Annotated in this window: 27 protein-coding genes and 1 pseudogene; 10 read left to right on the forward strand and 18 right to left on the reverse strand. The window is 55.6% G+C overall.

What is annotated here, in order from left to right; genetic code table 11:
• Positions 1 to 28: 28 nt before the first annotated feature.
• The gene (locus ACHEXL_RS03800) at positions 29 to 559 is read right to left on the reverse strand and encodes a pseudouridine synthase (protein ID WP_416560704.1); all 531 of its coding nucleotides are present in this window, start codon (positions 557 to 559) and stop codon (positions 29 to 31) included.
• Positions 560 to 617: 58 nt separating this feature from the next.
• Here ACHEXL_RS03800 and ACHEXL_RS03805 point away from each other — a divergent pair, with 58 nt between their 5' ends.
• A complete protein-coding gene (locus ACHEXL_RS03805; protein ID WP_416560705.1) occupies positions 618 to 1,358 on the forward strand; it encodes an SOS response-associated peptidase in 741 nt (246 codons plus the stop codon).
• Positions 1,359 to 1,842: 484 nt separating this feature from the next.
• Here the strand turns inward: ACHEXL_RS03805 and ACHEXL_RS03810 are convergent, their stop codons facing one another.
• The 8 genes from ACHEXL_RS03810 to ACHEXL_RS03845 all read right to left on the reverse strand — a co-directional run bounded on the left by ACHEXL_RS03810 (position 1,843) and on the right by ACHEXL_RS03845 (position 5,305).
• A complete protein-coding gene (locus ACHEXL_RS03810) occupies positions 1,843 to 2,460 on the reverse strand; it encodes a pyridoxamine 5'-phosphate oxidase family protein (protein WP_416560706.1) in 618 nt (205 codons plus the stop codon).
• A 17-nt stretch (positions 2,461 to 2,477) separates the two neighbouring features.
• Positions 2,478 to 2,771, reverse strand: coding sequence for a type II toxin-antitoxin system RelE/ParE family toxin (locus ACHEXL_RS03815; RefSeq protein ID WP_416560707.1), 294 nt, complete (start codon positions 2,769 to 2,771; stop codon positions 2,478 to 2,480).
• Positions 2,768 to 2,992 carry an addiction module protein gene (locus tag ACHEXL_RS03820; protein ID WP_416560708.1) on the reverse strand — a complete coding sequence of 75 codons (225 nt, stop codon included), beginning with the start codon at positions 2,990 to 2,992 and terminating at the stop codon, positions 2,768 to 2,770. Before ACHEXL_RS03820 ends, ACHEXL_RS03815 begins: the two co-directional genes overlap by 4 nt.
• Before the next feature lie 212 nt (positions 2,993 to 3,204).
• Complete coding sequence (locus ACHEXL_RS03825) at positions 3,205 to 3,495, reverse strand: nucleotidyltransferase family protein (RefSeq protein WP_416560709.1); 291 nt, start codon at positions 3,493 to 3,495, stop codon at positions 3,205 to 3,207.
• 51 nt (positions 3,496 to 3,546) lie between these two features.
• Positions 3,547 to 4,086: a DUF924 family protein gene (locus tag ACHEXL_RS03830; RefSeq protein ID WP_416560710.1), complete on the reverse strand. Its 540-nt coding sequence runs from the start codon at positions 4,084 to 4,086 to the stop codon at positions 3,547 to 3,549.
• A 121-nt stretch (positions 4,087 to 4,207) separates the two neighbouring features.
• A complete protein-coding gene (locus ACHEXL_RS03835; RefSeq protein WP_416560711.1) occupies positions 4,208 to 4,675 on the reverse strand; it encodes a hypothetical protein in 468 nt (155 codons plus the stop codon).
• Positions 4,676 to 4,791: 116 nt separating this feature from the next.
• Complete coding sequence (locus ACHEXL_RS03840; protein ID WP_416560712.1) at positions 4,792 to 5,046, reverse strand: DUF2442 domain-containing protein; 255 nt, start codon at positions 5,044 to 5,046, stop codon at positions 4,792 to 4,794.
• On the reverse strand, positions 5,039 to 5,305 hold the full coding sequence (locus ACHEXL_RS03845; protein ID WP_108330595.1) for a DUF4160 domain-containing protein: 267 nt from the start codon (positions 5,303 to 5,305) through the stop codon (positions 5,039 to 5,041). The genes ACHEXL_RS03840 and ACHEXL_RS03845 overlap by 8 nt, the downstream gene beginning before the upstream one ends.
• 289 nt (positions 5,306 to 5,594) lie before the next feature.
• Here ACHEXL_RS03845 and ACHEXL_RS03850 point away from each other — a divergent pair, with 289 nt between their 5' ends.
• From ACHEXL_RS03850 to ACHEXL_RS03880, 7 genes are all read left to right on the forward strand, one after another.
• Entirely contained in the window at positions 5,595 to 5,915 is a 321-nt protein-coding gene (locus ACHEXL_RS03850; protein WP_416560713.1) for a type II toxin-antitoxin system Phd/YefM family antitoxin, read from the forward strand.
• Entirely contained in the window at positions 5,908 to 6,306 is a 399-nt protein-coding gene (locus ACHEXL_RS03855) for a type II toxin-antitoxin system RelE/ParE family toxin (protein ID WP_416560714.1), read from the forward strand. Before ACHEXL_RS03850 ends, ACHEXL_RS03855 begins: the two co-directional genes overlap by 8 nt.
• A gap of 48 nt (positions 6,307 to 6,354) precedes the next feature.
• Positions 6,355 to 7,401 (forward strand): virulence RhuM family protein, encoded by a 1,047-nt coding sequence (locus ACHEXL_RS03860; RefSeq protein ID WP_416560715.1) that lies wholly within the window; start codon positions 6,355 to 6,357, stop codon positions 7,399 to 7,401.
• A gap of 101 nt (positions 7,402 to 7,502) precedes the next feature.
• On the forward strand, positions 7,503 to 8,387 hold the full coding sequence (locus ACHEXL_RS03865) for a BRO family protein (RefSeq protein WP_416560716.1): 885 nt from the start codon (positions 7,503 to 7,505) through the stop codon (positions 8,385 to 8,387).
• 130 nt (positions 8,388 to 8,517) lie between these two features.
• The gene (locus ACHEXL_RS03870) at positions 8,518 to 9,165 is read left to right on the forward strand and encodes an SAM-dependent DNA methyltransferase (RefSeq protein ID WP_416560717.1); all 648 of its coding nucleotides are present in this window, start codon (positions 8,518 to 8,520) and stop codon (positions 9,163 to 9,165) included.
• Positions 9,162 to 10,814 carry an Eco57I restriction-modification methylase domain-containing protein gene (locus ACHEXL_RS03875; RefSeq protein ID WP_416560718.1) on the forward strand — a complete coding sequence of 551 codons (1,653 nt, stop codon included), beginning with the start codon at positions 9,162 to 9,164 and terminating at the stop codon, positions 10,812 to 10,814. Before ACHEXL_RS03870 ends, ACHEXL_RS03875 begins: the two co-directional genes overlap by 4 nt.
• Positions 10,807 to 13,353, forward strand: a complete 2,547-nt coding sequence (locus ACHEXL_RS03880; protein ID WP_416560719.1) for a DEAD/DEAH box helicase family protein — start codon at positions 10,807 to 10,809, stop codon at positions 13,351 to 13,353. The genes ACHEXL_RS03875 and ACHEXL_RS03880 overlap by 8 nt, the downstream gene beginning before the upstream one ends.
• A 189-nt stretch (positions 13,354 to 13,542) precedes the next feature.
• Here the strand turns inward: ACHEXL_RS03880 and ACHEXL_RS03885 are convergent, their stop codons facing one another.
• The 6 genes and pseudogenes from ACHEXL_RS03885 to ACHEXL_RS03910 form a co-directional block, all read right to left on the reverse strand.
• The gene (locus ACHEXL_RS03885; protein ID WP_416560720.1) at positions 13,543 to 16,293 is read right to left on the reverse strand and encodes an NB-ARC domain-containing protein; all 2,751 of its coding nucleotides are present in this window, start codon (positions 16,291 to 16,293) and stop codon (positions 13,543 to 13,545) included.
• 85 nt (positions 16,294 to 16,378) lie between these two features.
• Positions 16,379 to 16,621: pseudogene (locus ACHEXL_RS03890) on the reverse strand (glutamine--tRNA ligase); the annotation flags it as partial.
• A 265-nt stretch (positions 16,622 to 16,886) separates the two neighbouring features.
• Entirely contained in the window at positions 16,887 to 18,713 is a 1,827-nt protein-coding gene (locus ACHEXL_RS03895; protein WP_416560721.1) for a glutamine--tRNA ligase/YqeY domain fusion protein, read from the reverse strand.
• A gap of 139 nt (positions 18,714 to 18,852) precedes the next feature.
• Positions 18,853 to 19,530: a DUF799 domain-containing protein gene (locus ACHEXL_RS03900; protein WP_416560722.1), complete on the reverse strand. Its 678-nt coding sequence runs from the start codon at positions 19,528 to 19,530 to the stop codon at positions 18,853 to 18,855.
• 14 nt (positions 19,531 to 19,544) lie between these two features.
• On the reverse strand, positions 19,545 to 19,904 hold the full coding sequence (locus tag ACHEXL_RS03905) for a DUF4810 domain-containing protein (protein ID WP_416560723.1): 360 nt from the start codon (positions 19,902 to 19,904) through the stop codon (positions 19,545 to 19,547).
• Positions 19,905 to 19,942: 38 nt separating this feature from the next.
• Positions 19,943 to 20,605, reverse strand: a complete 663-nt coding sequence (locus tag ACHEXL_RS03910; RefSeq protein WP_416560724.1) for a CsgG/HfaB family protein — start codon at positions 20,603 to 20,605, stop codon at positions 19,943 to 19,945.
• A 266-nt stretch (positions 20,606 to 20,871) separates the two neighbouring features.
• On the opposite strand from ACHEXL_RS03910, the gene ACHEXL_RS03915 reads away from it, so the two are divergent.
• A complete protein-coding gene (locus ACHEXL_RS03915) occupies positions 20,872 to 21,237 on the forward strand; it encodes a hypothetical protein (RefSeq protein ID WP_416560725.1) in 366 nt (121 codons plus the stop codon).
• Here the strand turns inward: ACHEXL_RS03915 and ACHEXL_RS03920 are convergent.
• The gene (locus tag ACHEXL_RS03920; protein WP_416560726.1) at positions 21,234 to 21,755 is read right to left on the reverse strand and encodes a retropepsin-like aspartic protease family protein; all 522 of its coding nucleotides are present in this window, start codon (positions 21,753 to 21,755) and stop codon (positions 21,234 to 21,236) included. The genes ACHEXL_RS03915 and ACHEXL_RS03920 overlap by 4 nt on opposite strands.
• A 254-nt stretch (positions 21,756 to 22,009) precedes the next feature.
• Between ACHEXL_RS03920 and ACHEXL_RS03925 the strand changes: the two genes are divergently transcribed.
• On the forward strand, positions 22,010 to 22,834 hold the full coding sequence (locus ACHEXL_RS03925; protein WP_416560727.1) for an undecaprenyl-diphosphate phosphatase: 825 nt from the start codon (positions 22,010 to 22,012) through the stop codon (positions 22,832 to 22,834).
• A gap of 39 nt (positions 22,835 to 22,873) precedes the next feature.
• Here the strand turns inward: ACHEXL_RS03925 and ACHEXL_RS03930 are convergent, their stop codons facing one another.
• Together ACHEXL_RS03930 and ACHEXL_RS03935 are read right to left on the reverse strand one after the other, a co-directional pair.
• A complete protein-coding gene (locus ACHEXL_RS03930; protein ID WP_416560728.1) occupies positions 22,874 to 23,677 on the reverse strand; it encodes an alpha/beta hydrolase in 804 nt (267 codons plus the stop codon).
• Positions 23,677 to 24,504, reverse strand: coding sequence for a peptidase (locus ACHEXL_RS03935; RefSeq protein ID WP_416560729.1), 828 nt, complete (start codon positions 24,502 to 24,504; stop codon positions 23,677 to 23,679). The genes ACHEXL_RS03930 and ACHEXL_RS03935 overlap by 1 nt, the downstream gene beginning before the upstream one ends.
• Between the last annotated feature and the right edge of the window lies 1 nt (position 24,505).

A 24,505-nucleotide genomic window follows, 5' to 3' on the forward strand; every position in this document is an offset into this window, starting at 1 on the left:
CGCGTTGGCGCAAGCCACTGCGCCGGGCTCAGACTTGCTGCCAGGTGCCCGTGGGCAGGCCATCCAGCTTGTAAGGCCCAATGGCGGTTCGTATCAGCCGCAGCGTGGGCAAGCCCACGGCCGCAGTCATGCGCCGCACTTGGCGATTGCGGCCCTCGCGGATGCTCAGCTCCAGCCACGAGGTGGGAATGCTTTGCCGCTCGCGAATCGGCGGGTGGCGCGGCCACAGGTCGGCAGGCGGTTCCACCGCTCGGGCGCGGGCGGGCAGGGTGGGGCCGTCGTTCAGCGTCACGCCCCGGGCCAAGGCGGTCAGGGCTTTGTCGTCCACCAAGCCCTCGACCTGCACCAGATAGGTCTTTTCCATCTTGAAGCGCGGGTCGGCAATGCGGGCCTGCTCCTTCCCGTCGTCGGTCAGCAGCAGCAAACCTTCACTGTCGGCGTCCAGCCGCCCGGCCACATACACCCCCGGCAGGTCGATGTGGTCCTTGAGCCCCTGCCAGCGCCCCTCCGGGGTGAACTGGCTGAGCACGCCATAGGGCTTGTTGAAACGGATCAGCATGGGCAAGCACGTCTTGTTATCGAGCGCTGAGCGTATCAGGTCGGTTAGCATCGACCGCATGAGCACCCAATACGAATGCCTGAAAAACCCCGACCTGTACGCCGAGGCCTTTGGCATCGCCCCGCCCCAAGCCCTGCTGGGCAAAGAAGTCTGGCCGCGCCAGCCGGGGTTTTTCATCCGCAAGGCGTTTGTGCCCGGGCAGCCCGCCGCAGAGCCATCTGCTGAACCCGGTGCTGAACCCAACGCTGAACCCGCTTGCGAGGTGGCAGCGCCTGCCGCCCCCGCCTGCCCGTTGGTCATGGAGCTGGCCCAAGGCCAATTCGGTCTGGTGCCCACCTGGGTCAAGTCGGCGTCAGACGCCAAACTCCGCTCCACCAAGTTGGCCGTCACGCGCTATGAAACCATGAGCACCGCTACGGCCACGCGGGAGACCTGGCTCAAAGGCCAGCGCTGCATCATCCCCATGCAGGCGTTTTTTGAAGACGACTGGCGCAGCCGCAAAGCCGTGCCCACCCGCATCGCCCGCGTGGACGGCCAGCCCATGGGCGTGGCAGGTTTGTGGGAGCGCTGGGCCAGAGATGGTGAAGAAATCATCAGCTTCACCCTGCTCACGGTGAACGCCAACAGCCACGCCCTGATGAACCGCTATGGCCAAAACGGCAACGAAAAACGCATGCCCGCCATCCTGAACGAGGGCGCCTACGGTGCCTGGCTCAACGCCCCCCTAGACAAAGCCCGCGAGTTCATGCGCGCCTATCCGGCCAACCTGCTGCTGGCCAACCCGGTTCAGAAAAAATAAGCCCCGTCCACCTGTCTGTTGCCATACCCTGTTGTTTGTCATACCCGCCTAGAAACGTCATACCCGCCTTTCACTGTCATACCCGCGCATGCGGGTATCCACGGCAGCCGAAGGCATGGACCCCGGATCAAGTCCGGGGTGACAAATGTTTGCCGTGCCTGCGTGAACTGTCACACCGCCTAGAAACGTCATACCCGCCCAGAACTTTCATGCCCGCCTTCCACTGTCATACACGCGCATGCGGGTATCCACGGCAGCCGAAGGCATGGACCCCGGATCAAGTCCGGGGTGACAGATGTTTGCCGTGCCTGCGTGAACTGTCACACCGCCTAGAAACGTCATACCCGCCCAGAACTTTCATGCCCGCCTTTCACTGTCATACCCGCGCATGCGGGTATCCACGGCAGCCGAAGGCATGGACCCCGGATCAAGTCCGGGGCGACAGATGTTTGTCCTACTCGCCTAGGACTGTCATGCCCGCACCTCACAGCGATTGCCGATAACGCTCCAGCATCTGGGCTTGTGACTCCACCTCAATCTCCTCGCCTCTGAAGGCGCTGATCTGGTCGCGCATCATCTCGCTCATGCTGGGCATTTGTGCCCGGTCGGTGTGGCGCGAGGTATCCCACAACCGCGAGCGCATGAACGCCTTGGCGCAATGCAGGTACACCGACTCCACCGTCAGGCGGATCACCAGCGCTGGCGTGCGCCGCGCATCGGCACACAGCGCCAGATCGGCCGGGTCGGTGGACAACACAGCGCGGCCATTCACGCGCAAAGTCTCGTCAAAGCCCGGCACCATGAACAAAGTGCCCAGGCGGCCCGTGGCAATGATGTTCTCCAGCGTGTCCAGCCGGTTGTTGCCCGGCGCATCGGGCACCAGCAGCGTCTGCGCGTCCAGCACCTTCACAAAACCCGGCTCACCCCCGCGAGGCGACGCGTCCATGTGCCCATCCGCATCGCTGCTGGCCAGCACCACAAAGGGCGACAAGCCGATGAACCGCACCGCATGCGCGTCGAGCGACGGGATTTCCTTTTTGAGCGAACGCTCACGGGCAGGGCCGTAGAGCTGACGCAGGGCGGGGAGGGTGGTGATGTGCATGGATAACTTCAGTGAGATCAATTCACACGGCTTTGCCAATACGCAGGCCGACGGTGCAAATGGGCGACGGCCACGATCAGAATGCCTTGCTCATCTTGGCTGTAAATCACGCCGTATGGAAATCTGCGCAGGCGGCAGCGGCGGGTGTTGTTTGAAAGCGGATGCCAGCCTTGCGGGTGGCGCTCAATGAGCTGAATGGTGCGCAGAAACTCCACCAAAAACGAATCGCCCAGGCCTGGCGCTTGTTCCCTGTACCAATGGATCGCCTCTTCCAGCTCGACTTGAGCGGCGGGCAGCAGCCGCACACTCATGCTGATTTGGCTTGGTATTTGGCAATGACCTCGTTCAGTGGGATGGCTTGAACTTCGCCCCGGCGGTAAGCGCTTAGGCGGGACTCTGCCTCTTGTGCCCATTGCCCATCCAGCGAGCTGTCACGCTCGTCCAGCGTGTCCAAAATCTGATCGACCAAAGCCATGCGCTCATCGGGCGGCAGTTGTGATGCTTGATCGCAGAGTTGTTTGGCGGTGGGCATGGTGGACTCCAAAGGTCAGAGGCAAGTCAGTTTAGCGAAGTTCAGCGCTCAAGGGCATTCAAGCCGCTATCCAATCGATGAATAAGTGTCGGATCTGAGCGCCTGGCTGTGAGGGCTAAAACTCCGACCCGGTTTACCCAGAAACGATGGAATCGAGCTGAACTTTTGAGTGTGGGCAGGGCTGTTTGCAGAGTGTCCCAAACCACGGTTTCTCATAGCGGGCGGGCTTCTTGCACCACCGCATCCCGAAACTTGGCAGGCAAGTCTTTGGGCGTGAGCACATCCACGGACACACCCAACCAAGTTTGCAATTCGTCTTGCAAGCCACCCAGGTCAAACAGCGTGGTGCCGGGTAGAGGGTCGACCAACAAATCCAAGTCGCTGCCCTCGACGTCGTGGCCATGCAAAGCCGAACCAAACACGCGCGGGTTCGACACACGATAACGGGCTGCGGCTTGGCAGACGGCGTCGCGGTGTTGGCTGAGTGCTTGGGATGGTCGCATGGGGTGTAGTTTAAAGCGATTGACCAGCGCTGCCCACCCAAGGGGGGTGACTTAAAACCCCGACCCCGGCTCACTCAAATAAGCCAGCTCCTCGGGCGTGGACTCGCGGCCGAGGATGGCGTTGCGGTGGGGGTAGCGGCCAAAGCGCTCGATGATGGCTTGGTGGCGCTGCTCGAAGCGCAGGGTGTCTTCGTTACCCAGCTGCGCAAACAGGAGGACGGCTTGGGTGTGCACCAGGGCGGACTCGCTGTGCATGTAGGGCATGTAGGCAAAACTGCGCTGCGCCAAGGGCAGGCTGCGGTCTTGCCCACTGGCCACCAGCTCTTGCGCCAGCGCCAAGGCCAGCGCGTCTTGCGCAAAGGCTTGCGGGGTGTCGCGGTACACGTTGCGCGAGAACTGGTCGAGCACCAGCACCTCGGCCAAGCGCCCCTCGGGCGTGGTGCGCCAAGCAAACAACTCACACCGCGCCGCCGCCGCCAGTGTGGCCCCGAAGCGTGTGCGGATGGCTTCGTCCAAGGCCGCGTCTTTGACGAAGTGGTGCTTGGGGGTGAGTTCGGTGAACCAGAAGTGGAGGATGGATTGGGGTTGCATCGAATCGGAAAATTAACGATTGACGTCGTTTCAATCGGCGTCTGGGAAGTCCAACAGCGGAACGCCAGAACGCCTGGGGGCATCGGTCACGCACGCTGCGGGAGTTGAAGGCAATAGGCGTTCAATGCCCCTCTGCCGTGGCCAGATCGATCACGCGCTGGGCGGGTGTGCCTTGCTCCAGCGCGGTGCGGGGTGACTGGCCGTCCAGTGCCGGGTGCGGACTTTCCAGGAAAGCCAGCAATTGCCAGCCGTCGGTCGAACCCAAGGCAGCGGCCATGGGCGCGATGACCGGAAAGATGAACGGCTCGAACTGCCAGCGGGGCAGCTTGTAGCCCCGGCGCAGGTGTGACACGCCAATGCAGCGGCCGCTTTTGATCCAGGCGTTCATGGTCACGCGGGTGGTGCCCGACAGGGTAGCTGCTTCGTCGGTGGTGATCATGTCAGCGGCCTGAATGCGTTGCAGCCGGTACTGCGCGCCAAAGCGCAGCAGCGCGTTGGTTTGCGCTTCTGACGCGTAAGGGTCTTGAGGGCTGGCTTTGTTGCGGGGCATTTCCACGACGGCCGATAGCGGGAAGGTGAGCGTGTTCATGGTGTTCTTCCTGGTGCACCAGCTTGACCAACAAAACGGGGCCAGCACCCAAGATGCTGGCCCCGTGATTTTAGGAAAATTTGTAAAGTTCGTTATCTTGTTGGGATCGTTTCTGATCAAGCAGCGGCTTTGACGGCATGAGACAGCTCATACAGTCGAGCGGCTGAGAGTTCTAGTCCATTGGGCCAGCAGAGTGCACCAGCATCTACAAAGCATCTCGAAAAATAAGCCGGGTCACGCAAAGCCTCCAATAATGTGCCTTGGCGGTCGGCCAAGTAACGGGCTCCATCAAAAACGCCCTGCGTATGGTCGCTGAAGGTCAGTTCCAATTGATGGGCTGCAATGGTCTTTACATCAAGCAACTTAATCACGGTCGGCTCCTTGTATGCGGTCTAGAGGTTCGAAGTGTTGGGCTTTTTCCCAATTATTCAACAGTTCCGTTTGGTGAAGAAGGCACCAGTCTTTCACAATGCTGGCTACTTTTCGTGGAAGCTCGCCTTGCGAGACCAAGCCGGTTTCAATCGCGACCAAAGCCTCAAACCCTTGGTACTCCACATGGATATGCGGTGGCGGGTGATCGTCGTGCCACATGCGCACGATGATTCCGAAGAAGATGGCAATCGTTGGCATGGATCACACTCCTAAGCGCGGGAGGCACGCCGCATCAATCGACTCGGGGTGTTGAGCAATGGCGGGATGCATCGGGCAAGTTTAGCGAGGTTCTGTGGCCAAGGGTATTCAGGCCGATGTCAAAACCATGACGATCTTAAAACCCCGACCCCGACCCCGACCCCGACCCCGGCTCACTCAAATAGCCAGCTCCTCGGGCGTGGACTCGCTCTGTATATAGCCCGTAAGTAAGCAAAAAGCCAAGCTGACATAAAATGTGCAGAATTCTGCAATGTCATAGGAGCCGGTCATGGGTTTTTCTGCCAGCGACGTCGTGCCGTTCACGCAAGCACGCTCCCATCTGTCCGAGCTGGCCGACCAGGCCAAGGCCGGGGCAGAGAAGATCATCACCAAAAACGGCGAGAGCTACGTCGCGCTGATCGACGCTGACCGGCTGGACTATTACCACCGGCTGGAGCGCGAACGCATTCACCTGCTGTTGATCGACGACGCCCAGCGCGGCCTGGCCGACATCACCGCAGGCCGCACGTTTGAAGCAGACGCCGCGCTGGCCCAGCTGCAACAGCAGCGCAAGTCCGCCATCAAACTCCCCGCCAAGCAACGTGGCTGACCCGCTGTACCGTGTCGAGCTGGCCGCCAGCTTCCTGGAGCGCCTTGAATCCATTCAGGCGTTTTGGGTGGAGGCGGATGCGGGCTTTGCATTCGATGACTTGCTGGCCGAGCTTCGCGCCACCGTCATCCCGAACCTGCGGCGCTTTCCACGCATGGGACGGCGCTACTTGGCCAACCCACCCCAGTCGGCCGAGGCGCTGGCGCTGCTGGCGGCCATGCCTGCGGGAGCGCCGGATGCGCTGCGGGAATACATGCACGGCGACTATTTGATGCTCTACGCAGCCATGGAAGCCCAAGAGACGGTGGTCCTGCTGACGATTCGGCATCACCGGCAACTTTCGTTTGATTTTGCGCGGCTGTGGCCGTCTGCACCATCGACGTATGACTGAACAGCTCAAAACCACTGTGGCCAAGATTGAATCCGAGGAGCAACCCGCATGAGCAGCAAAAAAAATCTGCCCACCATTCGTTCATCTGCAGCCGAATACCTCACCTTTGTTGCCGCCAGCGGCCAATGCGGGGTAGATGCTGTGTATGCCGACGAAGATGTGTGGCTGAGCCAAAAAATGATGGGCGAGCTCTATGGCGTCAACGTTCGCACGGTGAGCGAACACCTGAAAAACATCTTTGCTGACAACGAGTTAGAGCAAGACGCAGTTATCCGGAATTTCCGGATAACTGCCGCAGACGGCAAAAACTACAACACCCAGCACTACAACCTATCGGCCACCATTGCAGTGGGCTACAAAGTCAACTCTGAGCGGGCGGTGCAATTTCGCAAATGGGCCACGGGCATCATCAAAGAATTCACCATCAAAGCCTACGCCATGGACGACGAGCGGCTCAAAAACGATGGCTCCATTCTGGGCAAAAAATACTTTGAACAACAGCTCGCCCGCATTCGCGAGATCCGCCTGTCCGAGCGGAAGTTTTATCAAAAAATCACCGACATCTATGCGACCGCCATCGATTACGACAACAGCGCTCAGACCACTCAGCGGTTTTTCGCCACCGTTCAAAACAAGCTGCACTGGGCCATTCACGGGCAAACAGCTGCCGAAGTCATCTACGCCCGAGCAAATGCCGAACAGACCCACATGGGCCTCAACACTTGGCAAGACGCACCCAACGGAAAAATTCAAAAATTTGATGTGGTGGTGGCCAAGAACTACCTCAGCGATGGCGAACTCACCCAGCTACAAAGGCTGGTGAGCGCCTACCTTGATCTGGCCGAAACCATGGCCGAGCGCAACATACCCATGACCATGCAAGACTGGGAAACGCGCCTCAACCGCTTCATTGAAGCCGCAGACCGAGAGGTATTGCAAGATGCAGGCAAGGTCAGCAAAGAAATTGCCCACACCCACGCACTGAGCGAGTTCGAAAAATACCGCGTCGTGCAAGACCGCTTGTATGAGTCTGACTTTGACAAAGCCATCAAAGCGCAACTGACCCACGATGCCAAAGGCCAGCGCAATGAGTGAAATATTGAGCCTCGCCCTTGATATGCTGGCCACCACTGCGCGTGGTTCAAAAAGCTAAACGAACCCCCCCGATTCACCCCAAACAACTTCAAGGTTTCAGCATGGCGAGCATCCCCGACAAGTTCGACGCCGACAGCAAAATCAAGCTGTTTGAATCGCAGAACATTCGCAGCGAATGGGATGCCGAGGTTGAAAAATGGTGGTTCTCGGTGCTGGATGTTGTGGCCGTGTTGACCGACCAGCCCGACTACAAGAAGGTGCGCAACTATTGGAAGTGGCTCAAAAACAAGCTGATCGCCGAAGGCAGTCAGTTGGTTAGTGCCACTAACCAACTGAAATTGCCTGCTGCCGACGGCAAAAAATACCTGACCGATGTGGCCGACACCGAGCAAATCTTGCGGCTCATCCAGTCCATTCCCAGCAAGCGGGCCGAACCCTTCAAGCTCTGGCTGGCCGAAGTGGGCAGCCAGCGCCTAGACCAGCTGCAAGACCCGGAACTCAGCATCGAGCAAGCCATGCTCGACTACAAGCGCCTGGGCTACACAGACAACTGGATTAACCAGCGGCTCAAGAGCATCGAGATCCGCAAAGAGCTGACCGACGAGTGGAAAAAGCACGGCTTGCAAGAGGGACCGCAATTTGCATTTTTGACCGACGTCATCTACAAGACCTGGGCCGACAAAACCGCCAAGGAATACAAGCAGCACAAGGGCTTGAAAAAAGAGAACCTGCGCGACAACATGACCAACAAAGAGTTGATCATGAGCATGCTGGCCGAGCTGTCCACCAAAGAAATTTCAGAAGCCGTGCAGCCGCAAACGCTGGACGAGCACGAATCCGTGGCCAAGCGCGGTGGCGGCGTAGCCCGCCAGGCTCGGCTGAAGCTGGAAGCCGAAACGGGCAAAAAGCTGGTCAGCCAGCAAAACGCCAAGCAGTTGCGCGCATTGGCGCAGAGCCCCGGCAAAAAAGCAGGGGGCAAGGCATGAACACGCACAAGCTCTTCACGCGTGATCAAGCCACCGGATTTCTGCGCCACACCAGCTGTGTGACCATTTGGCTCCGGTACCATCGTCAACTTTCGTCTGACTTCTATCGGCTTTGGCCAGGCACGCATCAATGAACCTCGTCAAATCCAAACAACGTGTGGTCGACCATGGCGAGGTGTTTACACCCGCATGGATGGTTGAAGCCATGCTGGACCTCGTCAAAGAAGAGAGCGAGCGCATCGACTCTCGATTTTTAGAACCCGCCTGCGGCAGTGGCAACTTCATTGGCCGCATCTTGCAGCGCAAGTTGGCAGCTGTAGAGCTGAAGTACGGGCAGCTTGAGTTTGAGCGCAAGCACTACGCACTTTTGGGTTTGATGTGCATTTATGGCATTGAGCTTTTGGCCGACAACGTCGCAGAGTGCCGGGCCAATGCGTTGAAGATCTTCGCCGAATACACCCGAGTGGAAGAAGGCGACGACTTTTATAAAGCAGCTTCTCATGTGCTGATGGCCAACATCCACCACGGAGACGCGTTGACCATGCGGATGCGCAGTGGTGAGCCCATCGTTTTTGCCGAATGGGGTTACTTGGGTAAAGGCAAGTACCAGCGCCGCGATTTTCGCCTCGATGTGCTGACCGGTGCTTCCAATTTCAGCGCCGAGGGCTCGCTATTTGGGAAGCATGAAATCTTTACGCCAATCAAATCCTATCCGTCCATGAACGTGCGAGAACTTGCCACTGCTGGCGATGGTGAAGATCCTATGGAGACTGTATGAGTGAGCAAGTCGGTTTCACCTTGCGTGGACGCAACCCCGATGTTTTGACCTGCATCGCTAACTTGTCCAACGACGAGGTTTTTACCCCGCCCGAGTTGGCCAACCGAATGCTTGACACGCTGGCGCAGTCTTGGGCGGCTGACCATGCAGGGGCCGATCTGTGGACCAACCGGTCTGTGAAGTTCTTAGACCCGTTCACCAAGTCGGGCGTATTTTTGCGTGAGATCACGAACCGTTTGGTTAAAGGCTTGGCTGAAGAGATTCCGGACCTCCAGGATCGGGTGAACCATGTTTTGACCAAGCAGGTGTTTGGCATTGGCATTACTCGTCTGACCAGTTTGCTGGCACGGCGCAGCCTTTACTGCTCCAAGTGGGCCAACGGTCCGCATTCGGTGGGAAAAGGGTTTTCCGACGAGTCGGGAAACATCTGGTTTGAGCGGACTGAGCACACTTGGGTGAATGTCAAATGCAGCTACTGCGGGGCAAGCAAAGAGGCCATGGACAGAGGCGCAAACTTGGAAACCCATGCCTATGCTTTTATCCACACCGACAACATCAAGACTCGCATGGCCGAGTTGTTTGGAGAAAATATGCAATTTGACGTGATTATTGGCAATCCGCCCTACCAACTGAACGATGGCGGTTATGGGACCAGCGCGGCCCCGATTTACCAACTGTTTGTGGATCAAGCCAAGCAGTTGGAGCCTCGCTATTTGTCCATGATCATTCCGGCCCGCTGGTTCGCGGGCGGCAAGGGGCTCGACGAGTTCCGCGAGTCGATGCTGTCTGATGACCGGCTACGCTCAATTGACGACTACTTGAGTGCCTCCGATGTATTCCCGGGTGTGGGTCTGAAGGGCGGCGTGTGTTATTTCCTGTGGAACCGCGACCACCGTGGTGAGTGCCAAGTCAGCACGCACTTCAAGGACTGGCCTGTTTCTACGGCGACGCGACCACTGTTGGAGGACGGTGCAGACGTGTTCATTCGCTTCAATGAAGGTCTGTCAATTCTCAAGAAAGTGTTCGCTCAGGAGAATAAAGATTCGGATTCTGTCGTTTTGCCAGCTGACAAGCGCTTTGATGCGCTGGTGAGTTCTCGAAAACCATTTGCCTTGGAGACGACCTTCAAAGGTAGAAAGTCCAAAAAAGAAGGCGATCTGTTGGTTTACCAAAACGGCGGGTTGGGCTACGTTGCGAGAGAGTCCATCACTGCTGGCCTCACATACATAGACGCTTGGAAGATTTATATTGGCCGTGCCGCACCAGGGACCGGTAACCGCGATACCTATCCGCACCGAATCCTGAGCACGCCCTTTATTGGAGAGCCTGGCAGCATCTGCTCCGAAACCTACCTGTGCATTGGGCCTTTCGATACCAAAGCGGAGGCAGAAAATGCGCTGTCCTATCTCACTTGTCGGCTGACAAGGCTGCTGATCCTGTTGCACAAACCGTCGCAAGACACCACGCGCAAGGTCTATACCTTCGTTCCAAAACAGGACTGGAGCCGACCATGGACAGACGCTGACTTGTACGCCAAGTACGGCATCACGCAAGCGGAAATCGACTTCATCGAAAAGGTTGTCCGCCCGATGGACGTGACTGCGGATTTGCTGGGGGATGTTGCTGTTGACGGAAGTGATGATGAATAAGCCCAGCGTCGATGAAATCCTGGCACCTAAGCCAGTTGCCCGTCCCCGTATCTACGCCTACACCATTGCTGATGCAGCTCATGAGGGCCTGCTCAAGGTGGGACAAACCACGCGCGATGTGCCCCTCCGCGTCGCAGAGCAATTGAAGACGGCGGCTATCAAGAACTACACCATCGTGCTCGATGAAGTGGCTGAACGAGATGACGGCTCGATCTTTTCCGACCACGATGTGCGTGCGGCCTTGATCAAAAAGGGGTTCGAAAAATATGACCTAGAGTGGGTGCGTTGCACGGTCGAGGATGTGAAGACGGTTCTTGTCGAGCTTCGCACCGGCCAGCGTTTTAGCGGCACGCACCACGAAACCTTTGGTCTGCGGTCCGAGCAGGCGGATGCGGTCGACAAAACGTTTGACTACTACCAGTCCATCTGGGCGGAAGATGCCAATGCTGCACCGCGTTTCTTGTGGAACGCCAAGATGCGGTTTGGCAAGACGTTCACCACCTATCACCTCGCCAAAAAATTGCAGGCCAAGCGGGTGCTGGTGCTGACATTCAAGCCAGCCGTGGAAGACGCTTGGCAGACTGATCTGGAAAGCCATGTTGACTTTGATGGTTGGCAATACCTGTCCCGCTCTTCTGGTAGCGACCCCACGCAAATTGACAAGAACAAGCCGGTTGTTTACTTCGGGTCATTTCAAGACCTGCTGGGCCGCGACCCTACCGGCAACATCAAGCCTCGCAACACTTGGCTGCATGAGGTGAACTGGGATTTGGTGGTGTTTGACGAATACCACTTTGGTGCTTGGCGCGACACGGCCAAAGAGTTGTTCGAGGGGGAAGACGATGCGGTCGCCAAGAAAGAATCCAAATTGGAATACGCGGGTGATTTGGACGGCGTGAACGAAGACTTGACGGTGCTGGCCGTCAAGGAGACGGATTTCTTGCCCATCACCACGAGGGCCTATTTGTACCTCTCGGGCACGCCTTTCAAAGCGCTGGCAACTGGGGAGTTCATTGAAGAGCAGATTTTCAATTGGACCTACACGGACGAGCAACGGGCCAAAGCTGCGTTTGCAGTTGAACGCCCTGCTGAGCGTAACCCTTACGGCGCATTGCCGCAGATGCGTTTGCTGACCTATCAAATGCCCGATGAGCTTCTGGCAGTGGCCAGCGGTGGCGAGTTTGATGAGTTCGATCTCAATGCGTTCTTCGAAGCCACAGGGGAGGACGAAAGCGCCGAGTTCGCGCACAAAGACGATGTGCAGAAATGGCTGGACATCATTCGCGGTGGGCACACGGCGCAGTCGGCTGAGTTGTTGAAGGTGGGTTCTCGGCCACCATTCCCATATTCAGATGTGCGGCTGTTGCCCTATTTGCAGCACTCGTTTTGGTTCATGCCCAGCGTCGCCGCCTGCCACGCGATGGCCAACTTGCTGGCAGAGAGACACAACACGTTTTGGCATGGGTACAAAGTCATCGTTGCTGCTGGCGCATCAGCAGGTTTGGGATTGGCGGCGTTGCCCCCAGTGCGCAAGGCCATCGGGAGTGGCTTTGATAGTCAGACCATCACCTTGTCGTGCGGCAAGCTGACGACCGGTGTCACGGTTTCGCAGTGGTCTTCTATCCTGATGTTGCGTAACTTGAAGTCACCGGAGACCTATTTCCAAGCGGCATTCCGGGTGCAGTCGCCCTGGTCCATCAAGAATCCCAACGGTGACAACCCGAACCAAGAGGAAATCCTCAAGCCTGTCTGTTTTGTGTTCGACTTTGCGCCCACGCGGGCGTTGCGGCAGCTTTGCGAATACGGCATCAGCTTGTCACCCAATGAGGCCAACCCCGAAACCGCCGTCAAGGATTTGGTGGCCTTCTTGCCCGTGTTGGCCTATGACGGCGCGAACATGACGCAGGTGGATGCGGGCGGTATTTTGGACATCGCCATGGCGGGTACTTCGGCAACGCTGTTGGCCCGCAAGTGGGAGAGTGCGCTGCTGGTGAACGTAGACAACGGCACCTTGCAGCGCATCATGGACAGCCCCGAAGCCATGGCTGCGGTGGAGCGAATCGAAGGCTGGCGCAGTTTGGGCGATAACGTCATCGAGACCATCATCAACAAAAGCGACAAGGTCAAAGAGCTCAAAAACAAGGCCAAGGACAAGGACCTGACGGCTAAGGAGAAAAAGCAACTCTCAGAAGCTGAGAAGGAATACAAGTCCAAGCGCAAGCAGATTCAGGAAAAGCTGGTCAAGTTTGCAACACGCATTCCAGCATTCATGTACCTCACGGATCACCGTGAAAACACCTTGCAAGATGTCATCACCAAGCTTGAATCGGATCTATTTCTGACGGTGACAGGCCTGACGGTGCAAGACTTTCATTTGTTGGTCCAGCTCAAGGTGTTCAACACCGAGCAAATGAACCAGGCCGTGTTTGCGTTCAGGCGGTATGAGGATGCTTCGCTGCGTTACACGGGCATTGAAAGTCACGAGGGTCTGTCACATATTGGTTTGTATGACACTGTGGTGGCAAGGGAGTTGGGGTAAAAGTTGTTCCGATATTTATACCTGCTTCCGCTAGGCATTAAAAAAATTTCTGGGACACTCGCTTGATAATGAAATGGGGCCAACACCTAAGATGCTGGCCCCGCTATTTTTTAATATCGAAAATTTCGACATTCAGGTGAGATTTTTCAAATACTCAAAAGTATTTTGAAAATAAATTCAATCGAAATTTTAAATGGATTTATTGCTAACTTCAATTGCGCATTCCCCCTCGCTGTTTAGTCCAATTGTGAACGTCACACCCATGCCTGTTTCTAATTTATCCCAATGTGTATCGGATGTTAAAAAATCCCGGTGAAAGAACCATCGGCTGTCATCTTTGCAAATGATGAAGCCAAAACGTTTCTGTAAATTATGAATTTTACCGTTTTTTCGAGTTCCAATGGCTTCATTGTTTTGAATTTGATGCAATTGAAGTGATTGAGCTTGCGTAATGGATTGAGATGGATCAATTGGTCGGTCTAGGAGAAGGATACGATCTCGATAGTCTTGTCGTAGGTCTTGATTGGTAATTATCCACGGCATTTCTGTTTTTATAGGAATAGATCCAGCGGTACTCAAGTCATGAATTCTCTCTGCTGTTGCGATCATGTATTCAATAAAAACTGTATTGGATGTAAGTTCTCTTCTTGAAAAACTCTCGGATAAAACTTTTGCAGTTTTCTGAAGTAATTTGAAGTCGAGATCTTTTCTCTCGGCCGAATCAAGCAGTATTGAGATTGCGCGTTTTAGTTTATTCGATGCAGAGTCATATTCCTTGTAATCTATATAACGGCGACCCCATCGACGATAGCAATCTGCCGCCTGGTCTGCACCAGTAAGCCTCCAACGACGTTCCCGTAATTTTAAAGTAGGCAATAGACGTTCGTGGATTTGGGCAGATTCTTCAAATCTTCCCATCCGGTTTAATGCCATAGCTTTTGCAGTTAAGACTGGTGAGGCGTCTTTATCTATTTTTTCAATAGCCTCAAATTGATTTAATGCTTCTTCTAAATCATCAATGTCGATCATCAAAAACATTCCATAACAATACCTACTTATGGATGAATTAGGCTCTAGCTCAACCGCATGTGCATAGTCTTCGGCCGCCCTATAGTTTTCTTTTGCGTGTTCTTCAACCAAAGCAGATATCCGCCAAACCTCAGCGCTATGTGATGTCAGTCGCTTCGCTTCTTCGATTTGAGTTCTTGCATTTGAAAATTCAGATTTTTTAAGATGGTCAAGTGCTCTTCTTAAATATGTAGCACAAATTCTTTCATCCCGTCCATTTCCAGTTCGAACGAAAAATGGATCATAGTCATAGCGACTTCCCAATAATGCTTCTTGACTCAGTGTTGTCCTAAGTTCTTTAAGTCTATTTTGGATTCTCTGGAAGAAATCCCTTGGCGGAGGTGCGTGTGCTGATACAAATGCTGATGTGGATTCGGAGAGCGCATATTCGAAGCCTTCATTACCTTGTTTATTTCGAATAACGATGCTTGAATTGTGTAATGCAGTTAATGCAACTTCAAGTTCGTGTGTTGTCAAATCTTGCATTAAAAAATGCATCTCTGCTGAAGTCAGAGGCCGGCGAGCACTCGCAAGGCAACTGATTACTTCCCGATCCTGCACTCCCAATTTTTCAAATAGATTTTGAAAACAAAATGAAATTGCTGAAGAAAATGTATCACCATCTCGATTTGTAAGTGAACTCGGTTCGGCTCCTCGAGATACACTTGCGACAAACCATTTAATAAGCAACGGACTAAAAAAAAGACGTTTGCAGAAACCCTTGATGTTTCCATCATCCAAGCGAAGCAGACTGGTCACTCCGAGCAATTTTGCAAAAGCTCTAAAAAGAGATATTGATGTTTTTTCGTCAAGACCTTGTAGTGGATAGCGTGCCTCAAATTCGCCAATTCCAACTCTGGATGTTATTAATATTTTTGATCCCTGTGGTACTCTTAATAAAAGTTCTCTAAGGGGGCCAGCAGATATGGTTTCCAGATTATCTATTACGACAAGTATTCGATATAAATCGAAATATTCGGCTATTTCATCAATGTAGTCTGTCTCTTCTTTTTTATTTAGATCGGCAACGCCAAGTTCTTTTGCTACTGCAGATAAGAGTCCGAGTGTTGAGGTTATTGTTCCTGTGAGTTGTTTGACGCCAGCTTGTGTAAGAGCTGTCGTTTTAAGTGATACCCATACAATTGCATCGTATGGCATTGATGGATCATCGGCTAAATCATAAAGACATCGAAGTGCAAGCGCGGTCTTTCCTACGCCACCTTCTCCGACAATGGTTACAACAGGGTAATGTGATTTGAGTAGCTTTATTACATGTAGTCTATCTGCTTGTCGCCCGAGAAATCCAGTATCGTCAAACTCTGGGATCGGGAGATTATGATGTACTTTTGATTTTTCGCTCCAGAATTGAGGAATTTGAAGCGTTAATACAAAACCAGGTTCTTTGTTAAGTCTATCAACTGTTTGAGATACTATATTGAATGAAAAAGGAGCGGTTTGTATTGTAAGTATTTTTGCAAAATCAATCAGACTTGGAAGATCTTCGGCTTCAAGAGGTCGAGTATGGCAAACTCGGTTTCTTGTTCCTGTAAGTGTCAGCAGATGTTTTGCTATTTTTATAATCCATTCTTTGTGTGCTTCAACTTTTGAGGCAATTTTCGATTCTAAAATTTTTGCAATATCAGCAAAGTCGATGTAGGGTAATAGATCCTGCTCACTCACATTTGATGAGATTGAGTCCATGCGTAAATCCGACGCTCTTCTTTTGAGTGCATTGTCTTTTACGTCACTTGGAAGAAGTTCGGCCTCTTTGCTGTCAGTTCCACTTATAGCGATAATAAGTGTTCTGAAATCATCTTCTATAGATGAAATGATTGCGAAACATGTATTTCGTATTGCCATCGGACTGCTCATTATTTGCTTCCTATTTCTGTTTAAATTTCATTGAGGAATGGCCTTCTTGTGATCTGGGGCGATTCAGTTACGTTTGACACTTCGCTCAAGAATTCGTCAACCTGACCTGTACCCTGTTAAACACTGGCTTGTCACCCTTGTGGTCCACGAGGTCTGCTACAAAGTTGCCGAGACGTTCAAATTGGAGTTTCTGGTCCGGCTGCGCTTGGTCCAGTGATGGCTCCGCATACGCCGTCACCACTTTCAAACTGTCGGGGTTAAGGCTCTGCAAGAAATTCTTGCCTTCCGCCTTAACGTTGGCTTCTGGAAACAGGCGCGCATAGCGGCGCAGATCTGAGTTCTGGCGAATGGGCTTGAATGGCCAAGGTATGTGAGATGCCGTCAATTTTGGGGTCCATTGCGCAGCGCCGTTTGGCGATGTCGTGTGCGCAGAATATTAACCCATTGGTAATTTTTTAAAGATATAAAAGAATAAAAATTAACTCAAAAAATCCATAAATGTTAGGTTGGATTCTTTGGATAAGGTCAGGCTTCGCGCTGGCCTGACCCTATGAGGTGCTGAACCGTGATCTGGCCCAGCACCGGCTGTGGCTTCACTTCCCCCAGCTGTCCTTCAACCCCGTCACCCGGTTAAACACCGGCTTGGCTCCCGCTACATGATCCAGGCGGTCCGCCACAAAGTACCCAAACCGCTCAAACTGGAACTTCTGGTCCGGCTGCGCCCCGGCCAGTGATGGCTCCACATAAGCAGTCACCACCTTCAAGCTGTTCGGGTTGAGCGATTGCAAAAAGTCTTTGCCACCCGCATCGGGGTGCGCTTCGGCAAACAGGCGGTCGTACAGGCGCACTTCGGCTTGCACGCCGTCGGCCACGCCCACCCAGGTGATGGCGGCTTTGGCTTTGACGCTGTCGGCGCCGGGTGTGCCGCTCTTGGTGCCGGGGATCACTTTGGCGTGGACTTCGGTCACGTTGCCTGCCGCGTCGCGTGCGCAGCCGGTGCATTCGATCACGTAGCCGCCTTTCAGACGCACCACGTTGCCGGGGAACAATCGTTTGTAGCCCTTGGGGGGCACTTCTTCAAAGTCTTCGCGCTCGATCCACACTTCTTTGCCGATTTTGAACACTCGGTCGGCAGGCGGGGTTTTGCCTTCGGGCACGGCGCTGTGGGGCAGGGCGGGCTGGGTGCAATCTTCTGTGTAGCCGTCGCTGCCAAAGGCCTCGGCCCAGTTGCTCAGCACGAGTTTGACCGGGTCAAGCACGGCCATGCCACGGTGGGCCTTGTTTTCCAGGTCTTCGCGCAGGCATCCTTCGAGCGTGCTGTAGTCGATCCAGCTGTCGCTCTTGGTCACGCCAATGCGGTCGGCAAACAGGCGCAGGCTTTCGGGGGTGTAGCCCCGGCGGCGCAGGCCGACGATGGTGGGCATGCGCGGGTCGTCCCAGCCGCTGACTTTGCCTTCATTGACCAGTTGTGCCAGCTTGCGTTTGCTGGTGATCACATAGGTCAGGTTCAGGCGGGCAAATTCGTATTGTTTGGGGCTGGGCGCGGCCAGTAATTTGCACTCGCACAGGCGCTCCATCAGCCAGTCGTAAAACGGGCGCTGGTCTTCAAACTCCAGCGTGCAGATGCTGTGGGTGATTTGCTCCAGCGCGTCTTCGATGGGGTGGGCAAAGGTGTACATCGGGTAGATGCACCATGTGTCGCCCGTGTGGTGGTGGGTGGCGCGGCGGATGCGGTAGATGGCCGGGTCGCGCATATTGATGTTGGGCGATGCCATGTCGATCTTGGCACGCAGCACGGCGGCGCCGTCGGCCAACTTGCCGTCGCGCATTTCGCGGAATCGCGCCAGGTTTTCTGCGACGGTGCGGGTGCGGAAGGGGCTGTCCACACCGGGTTTGCCAAAGTCGCCCCGGTTGGCGCGCATGTCTTCTGCGCTTTGTTCGTCCACATAGGCGTGACCGGCTTCGATCAGCGCCTCGGCAGCGCGGTACATGAAGTCGAAGTAGTCGCTGGCTTGGTAGGGGGCGGCGCTGCCAGGGGCTTGGCCCAATTGCGCCCAGTCAAAACCGAGCCACTTCACGGCGTCGATGATGCTGTTGACGTATTCGGTGTCTTCTTTTTCGGGGTTGGTGTCGTCAAAGCGCAGGTGGCACACGCCGCCGTATTCCTTGGCCAGCCCGAAGTTGATGCAGATGCTTTTGGCGTGGCCCACATGCAGGTAGCCGTTGGGCTCGGGCGGAAAGCGGGTGCGGATCTTGGCCGGGTCGGGCTCGCCCTTGGCATGGTGCGCGGCGTCGCCGGGGCTGCCAGCCCAGCGGCGGCTGGCGTAGGTGCCAAGTTCGAGGTCTTTTTCGATGATCTGGCGCAGGAAGTTGCTGACTTTGTGGTCGGCGTGGTTGTCTGGGGCGGTGGGGGTGGTCATGCGTCTGATTTTAGGGGGTGCAGACGCTGTGTTAGAGCTGTTTTGTCGGCTGATTTCTACAGTGGTGCTTTGCACTTCACGGGTGTGCGACTATTCAGGTGACGACACTGCTTGCGCAGCGTCGACTTGTGTCATCAGATCAGCGAGGTTTGTCAGTCTCTTTGTTGTAATGCGGCGAGCGCGGGCCGTGCAGCATGCCGTTCAAACGCCCAGCTGACAGCAGGCGCTGGCTGGTCAGGCCTGCCATGGGGTGGCTTTGGTCGGTGACTGTGCCCACGATTTGCTTGACGATGGCTGTGATCAGCATGCCTGCCAAGCCACCTTGGTTTTGGTTTTGTTGCTCGGCGGTGCTGGCCGATGCGTTGCCAGTCCACAGCACTTTGTCGGTTTTCAGGTCAACCAATCGAGCTTCTGCCGATACTGTGGTGTGGCTGTCTAGAAGAACGTAAACCGTACCGTATTGGGTCATGGAAATATATAGCGCCGCGTCGGCTCCAAAGATTTCGCGCAGTTTGGCGCTGGGCAGTTCGTGTGCGTCTTGCGCCTGAGTGACGCCGTTTTCTTTCAGTGTTTCGTCAACGAGTGAAACAGGCAACACGTAGTAACCCGATTCGGCCAGAGGGAAAGTCACCTGGGCCAGCATGCTGTAGGGCGCACGGACTTCCGGTGTTTTGTTGACTGGTGGCAGTACCAAAATGGACTTGGGGTTGCTCAGTTTGTATTCGGTGTAGTCGTAAGGGACGGGCTGCTTGACGGCGCAACCGCTGAGTACCACCACGGCCAGCGCAGCGGCTGCGAGTTTGAGAGAATTTTTCATGTCGGAGGCTGGGCTTATTTGGATTTGAATTTACGCAGCAAGAAGTTCACAAAGGTTTCAGACTCCGGGAATTGTTCTTTTTCGGCTTGCAGGTGTTGCTGGAAGCGGGCCAGGTCACCTTGTTTTCCATGCAGCAAGCCCAGGTGGGCTTGGAAGCCCGGTGGCGTGGCTTGGCCTGCGACGCGGATTTTTTGCAGGTTGTCTTCCATTTGTTTGGCTTGGGTGTCCAGACTTTCGCGGTCACCACGAAAGTAGGTGTCGAGGTTTTTCTCGTACCCGTTCCAGCCGTACAGCGGCGGTGGTGCCTTGTTGGCGCAGCCCGTCAGGGCCAGCAGGGTAGCCAGCAGGACCAGAGTTTTGATCCGAGTGAGCATGTGTGTACTCGCTTGTGTATTTGTGCTCATCGTGCGGCTCACAGTGCTGGACGCCATGCGCCGTTTTCTATGCCGCTGACCAGGTTGTTCACGGCGTCGCGGATGGCCAGGTCGAGCACCTTGCCGTTCAAAGTGGCGTCATAGCCCGCAGTGCTGCCAAAGCCAATAACTTCACGCTCTGATAGGCTGTATTCGCCTGCGCCTTGTGAGGAAAACACCACTTCTGATGTGAGGGTGTTGACAATGTTGAGGTTGACTTTGGCGTAAGCAATTTGTGTTTTACCACGGCCTAAGATGCCAAAGAGTTGACGGTCGCCTACGTCTTTGCGTCCAAATTCGGTCACGTCACCAGTGACCACATAGTCGGCACCTTTGATGTTTTGGTTTTGTTTTTTAAACTCGGCCTCTTGCTTGATCTCGCTCATGACGGAGCGGTCGAGCACATTGAAGCGTAGGCTTTGCTGCAGGTGCGTGACCAAGATGGTTTGCGCTTGGCTGCCCATGCGGTCTTCGTTGTTGGAGAACACACCGCGCATGAATGACGAACGGTTGTCAAACTTGCCCACCGACACGGGCACGCGAACACCCATATTGGGGCGGGCTGCCGATTCCACCTTTTGAATGGGCAGGGTGCGTGATTCTTCTTGCACACATGCTGTCAAGCTCAGGCTGGCCAATGAAACAAGTAAAAATTTTTTCATATCAGGTGTTCCTTAAAGAATAAAAATTATAAATATCAAAGTCTATTCATTAATTTTTAAGTAAAAAAATAATTTACAAAATCATGGCTAGGGCCAGTATTCATAAGTGGGCAACTGGTGGTGTTGCTGAAGACAAGGTTTGACGAGCCCGTTACGTATGGTCACCACTGTAAAGCGCTGGCGGTGCACCGATCAGCGGGCTGCCGCGCTAAAGGCCCAGGGAGTCCGCTTTCAAGAAAAGCCAACGCAATCTGAGGTAATTCGTCATGCGTTATTCGTTCAAACCGTCTATTTCAAGAGCCATCGCCTTGTTCGGCCTGCTGGGTCTAGGCTTGGCACAGGTGGGCTGCGCCCATCCAGTGGTGGTCGAGCCGTCCGTGGCCGTGCATTCGCGCATCGGCCATTTCCCGGTGTATGCCCAGGTGGGCGTGCCCGGTCCGGTGATTTACAGCCCGCCGCCCCGGGTGATTTACGCGCCGCCTCCGCCACCGCGTGTGGTTTACGTGCCCCGTGTTGTGGGGCCTGTTTATGGTTGGGGGCATGGCCATGGCCGTCATTTCAAGGGCCATGAGCGCAAGCATGATCGGCACGATGACCGCGAATACGGGCGCGGCGGTTGGGGCTATCGCTAGGATGGCGGTCGCTGACGCAGCACCATCTCGTCGCGGCGGATTTCCACATCGAAGTGCTTCAGGAAGTCCTGGCCCAGCAGGGCTTGCTCGGGCCGAAGCCCGCTCAGGCCCACGGTAACGCTGGCATCGTTGAGCACCAGGTGCCCCGCCCGCACGGGCACGCTGCGCACCAGCTGGCCGGGCCGCTGGCCGTTGGCGGTATTCAAGGTGATGCTCTGACCCGCTGGCAGCCCAGCCTGGGTGGCCAGCGCTTCGCTCACGCTCACATGGCTTGCCCCGGTGTCCACCAAAAAGCGCACAGGCTGGCGGTTGACTTCGCCCTCCACATGAAAATGCCCGTCGCGCTGGCGCGGGATGACCAAATCCCCCGAACTGAGCGCATAGGGCTTGAGGCTGGCCTGGCGCTTTTGCTCGATGCGGTCAAACACCACATACAACACCCCGGCCACAGCCAGCCACACGGCGGCGATGGCGAAGGCGCCGAGGCGGGCGGTTGTGTGGATGGAAGGCGGTGGCATGAGTGGTGGGCGGCTGTAGCGAAGAGCCCCAAGGGTAACGTGTCCTGTTCAAGTCTGACACCGTGGGCGCTAATTTGTCTCCCGGGGGCTTTTTTTCTGTCACCCCGGGCTTGACCCGGGGTCCATCTTCTGGGGTTCTGGTGGTTGACCAAATGAATACATGGATCCCGGATCGAGTCCGGGATGACAGGGGGCTGCGATCAAGGGCCGTCTCAACTAAGACGATAATCCACGCAGTTTTTTGAGGAGCCTTTGTGGATTTGATGCTGTTGCTGAAAGCCGCCGTGATGGGCGTGGTCGAGGGTTTGACCGAGTTCTTGCCGATCTCGTCGACCGGGCATTTGATTCTGGCCGGGGCTTTGCTGGGCTTTGACGATGACAAAGCCAAGGTGTTCGACATCGCCATCCAGACGGGCGCGATTTTGGCGGTGATCATTGTTTACTGGCAAAAAATCAGCTCCACCGTTCGCGCCTTGCCCCGCAGCGCAGATGCCCAGCGTTTTGCCTTGAATGTGTTCATCGCCTTTGTGCCTGCCGTGATCCTGGGCCTGTTGTTTGGCAAGGCCATCAAAGCGAACCTGTTCACGCCCGCCGTGGTGGCGACCAGTTTCATCATTGGTGGTTTCATCATTTTGTGGGCCGAGCGACGCCCGGCCAGCAAAGTGCGCATTGGCGAAGTGGAAGACATGCGTTGGCAAGACGCCTTGAAGGTGGGTCTGGTGCAGTGTCTGGCCATGATCCCAGGCACAAGCCGCAGCGGCGCGACCATCATCGGCGGCATGCTGCTGGGCATGTCGCGCAAGGCGGCGACCGACTTTTCTTTTTACCTGGCGATTCCCACACTGATCGGTGCCGGGGCTTACAGCCTGTACAAAGACCGTGCCTTGCTGAGCCTGGCCGATGCACCGATGTTCGCGGTGGGCCTGGTATTCTCGTTTTTGAGCGCCTGGGTGTGTGTGCGCTGGCTGCTCAAGTTCATCTCGACCAACAGCTTCGAGGTGTTTGCCTGGTACCGGATTGTGTTCGGTCTGGTGGTGCTGGGCACCAGCACCAGCGGCTTGGTGACTTGGGCGCCTTGAGGGCAAGCTGCTGCCGACCTGTGCGCACTGGCGCAGGAATCAGGCGCCTAGATTGCGCAGCGATGCCTCAATCGCTGCTGCTGTGGCGATGGGTTTTTCCATCGGAAAGAGGTGGGAGCCGTCGAGCATCATGACGCGGCCTTTGACCACCTTGTGCGTCAGATCGGTGCCAGCCTGGCGCATTTCGGCTGAGTGAGTGCCGCCAATGAAAGCGGCGGGGCATTTGAGAGGGTGGCGCTTGAGCAGGTGGTCCAGTTTGTGGGGCAGGCCGTTGTAGATGGCCGTTTCGACGTCACGGTCAAAGCTCAACACGCGTTGGCCGTCGGCATCGTGCGTACCAAACGCGATGTAGTCCTGCAACACTTGCGGGTCCCAGCGGGCGAACGATTTTTTTTGTTGAAAGCTTTCCAGCGCTGCCTCGGCGCTGGGCCAGTGGTTGCGCCGTTTTTGGCTGATGCGCCCTGGCGACAACGAGCCGATCAGGGGGGTGCGTTTGGCCAAACCCAGGGTGGTGGCACGCCAGCCTCCGATCACGGGCGAGTCGATCAACACCACGCCGCGGGCCAGCTCGGGGTGGTGGGCCGCGCACATGAGGCTCAGGATGCCGCCCAGCGAGTGACCGACCAGAAAAGCGGGCTCGCCATCGTCTTGTTGGTCGCGTGCAAAGTCGGCCAATTGCGCCACCAAATGGGGCCAGTTGTTGGTGACCGGATACTTCGGATCGTGGCCAAACATCTCAATCGCATCGACCTGAAAGCCACGCTGGCGCAGGTCATCGAGCATCACCTTGTAGGTGCTGGCCGGAAAGCTGTTGCCGTGCGAGAAGATGATGCGGGCGCTCATCAGATCAGCTTTTCTTCAGGCGTGGTGATCTTCTTAAGCAAAGCGTTGCGTGTGGGCGGCACCATGAGTGGGATGTCGGTTGCACCGCCATTCCACATGGGGTCTTCGATGCTGTCGAACATCTGGCGCAGCTTGTCACCCCAGCTGCTGCGCAGCATCTGGAAGTAAGGGTTGTGCTCGTCGATGCACATGATGCGGTCGGACTGCAAGCTGCCCGCTTGGTAGACCACCATGTCCAGTGGCAACCCGACTGACAGATTGGATTTGAGGGTCGAGTCCATTGACACCAGGGCGCATTTGGCGGCTTCGTCCAGAGGGGTGTATGGGGTGATGACGCGGTCTAGCACGGGTTTGCCGTATTTGGATTCGCCAATCTGGAAGTAGGGTGTCTCATCTGTGGCTTCGATGAAGTTGCCGGGCGAATAGACCTGGAACAAGCGCATGCCTTCGCTGCCAATTTGGCCACCAAAAATCATCGACACGTTGAACTCGACACCCGAGGCCTTGAGGGCTGCAGCGTCGCGCTCGTACACGCGGCGAACTGCTGCGCCCAGCACGCGGGTGGCGTCGAACATGCTCTTGGCGTTCCAGATGGTCAGGGGCTCGTCTTGGCCGGGCTCGACCAGTTTTTCGATCTGCAGCACTTCGCGCACCGATTGCGAAATGCTCAGGTTGCCTGCCGACAAAAGCGTCATGAAGCGGTCGCCCGCTTTTTCATAGACGATCATTTTGCGGAAGGTGCTGATTTGGTCGAGCCCCGCATTGGTCCGTGAATCGGACAAGAACACTAAACCGGCGCGGGTTTTGACGGCAACACAATAAGTCATG

Origin of the sequence: Limnohabitans sp. YIMB22184 (assembly GCF_048020265.1) — a bacterium.
In the GTDB taxonomy this organism is placed as follows: domain Bacteria; phylum Pseudomonadota; class Gammaproteobacteria; order Burkholderiales; family Burkholderiaceae_C; genus Limnohabitans_A.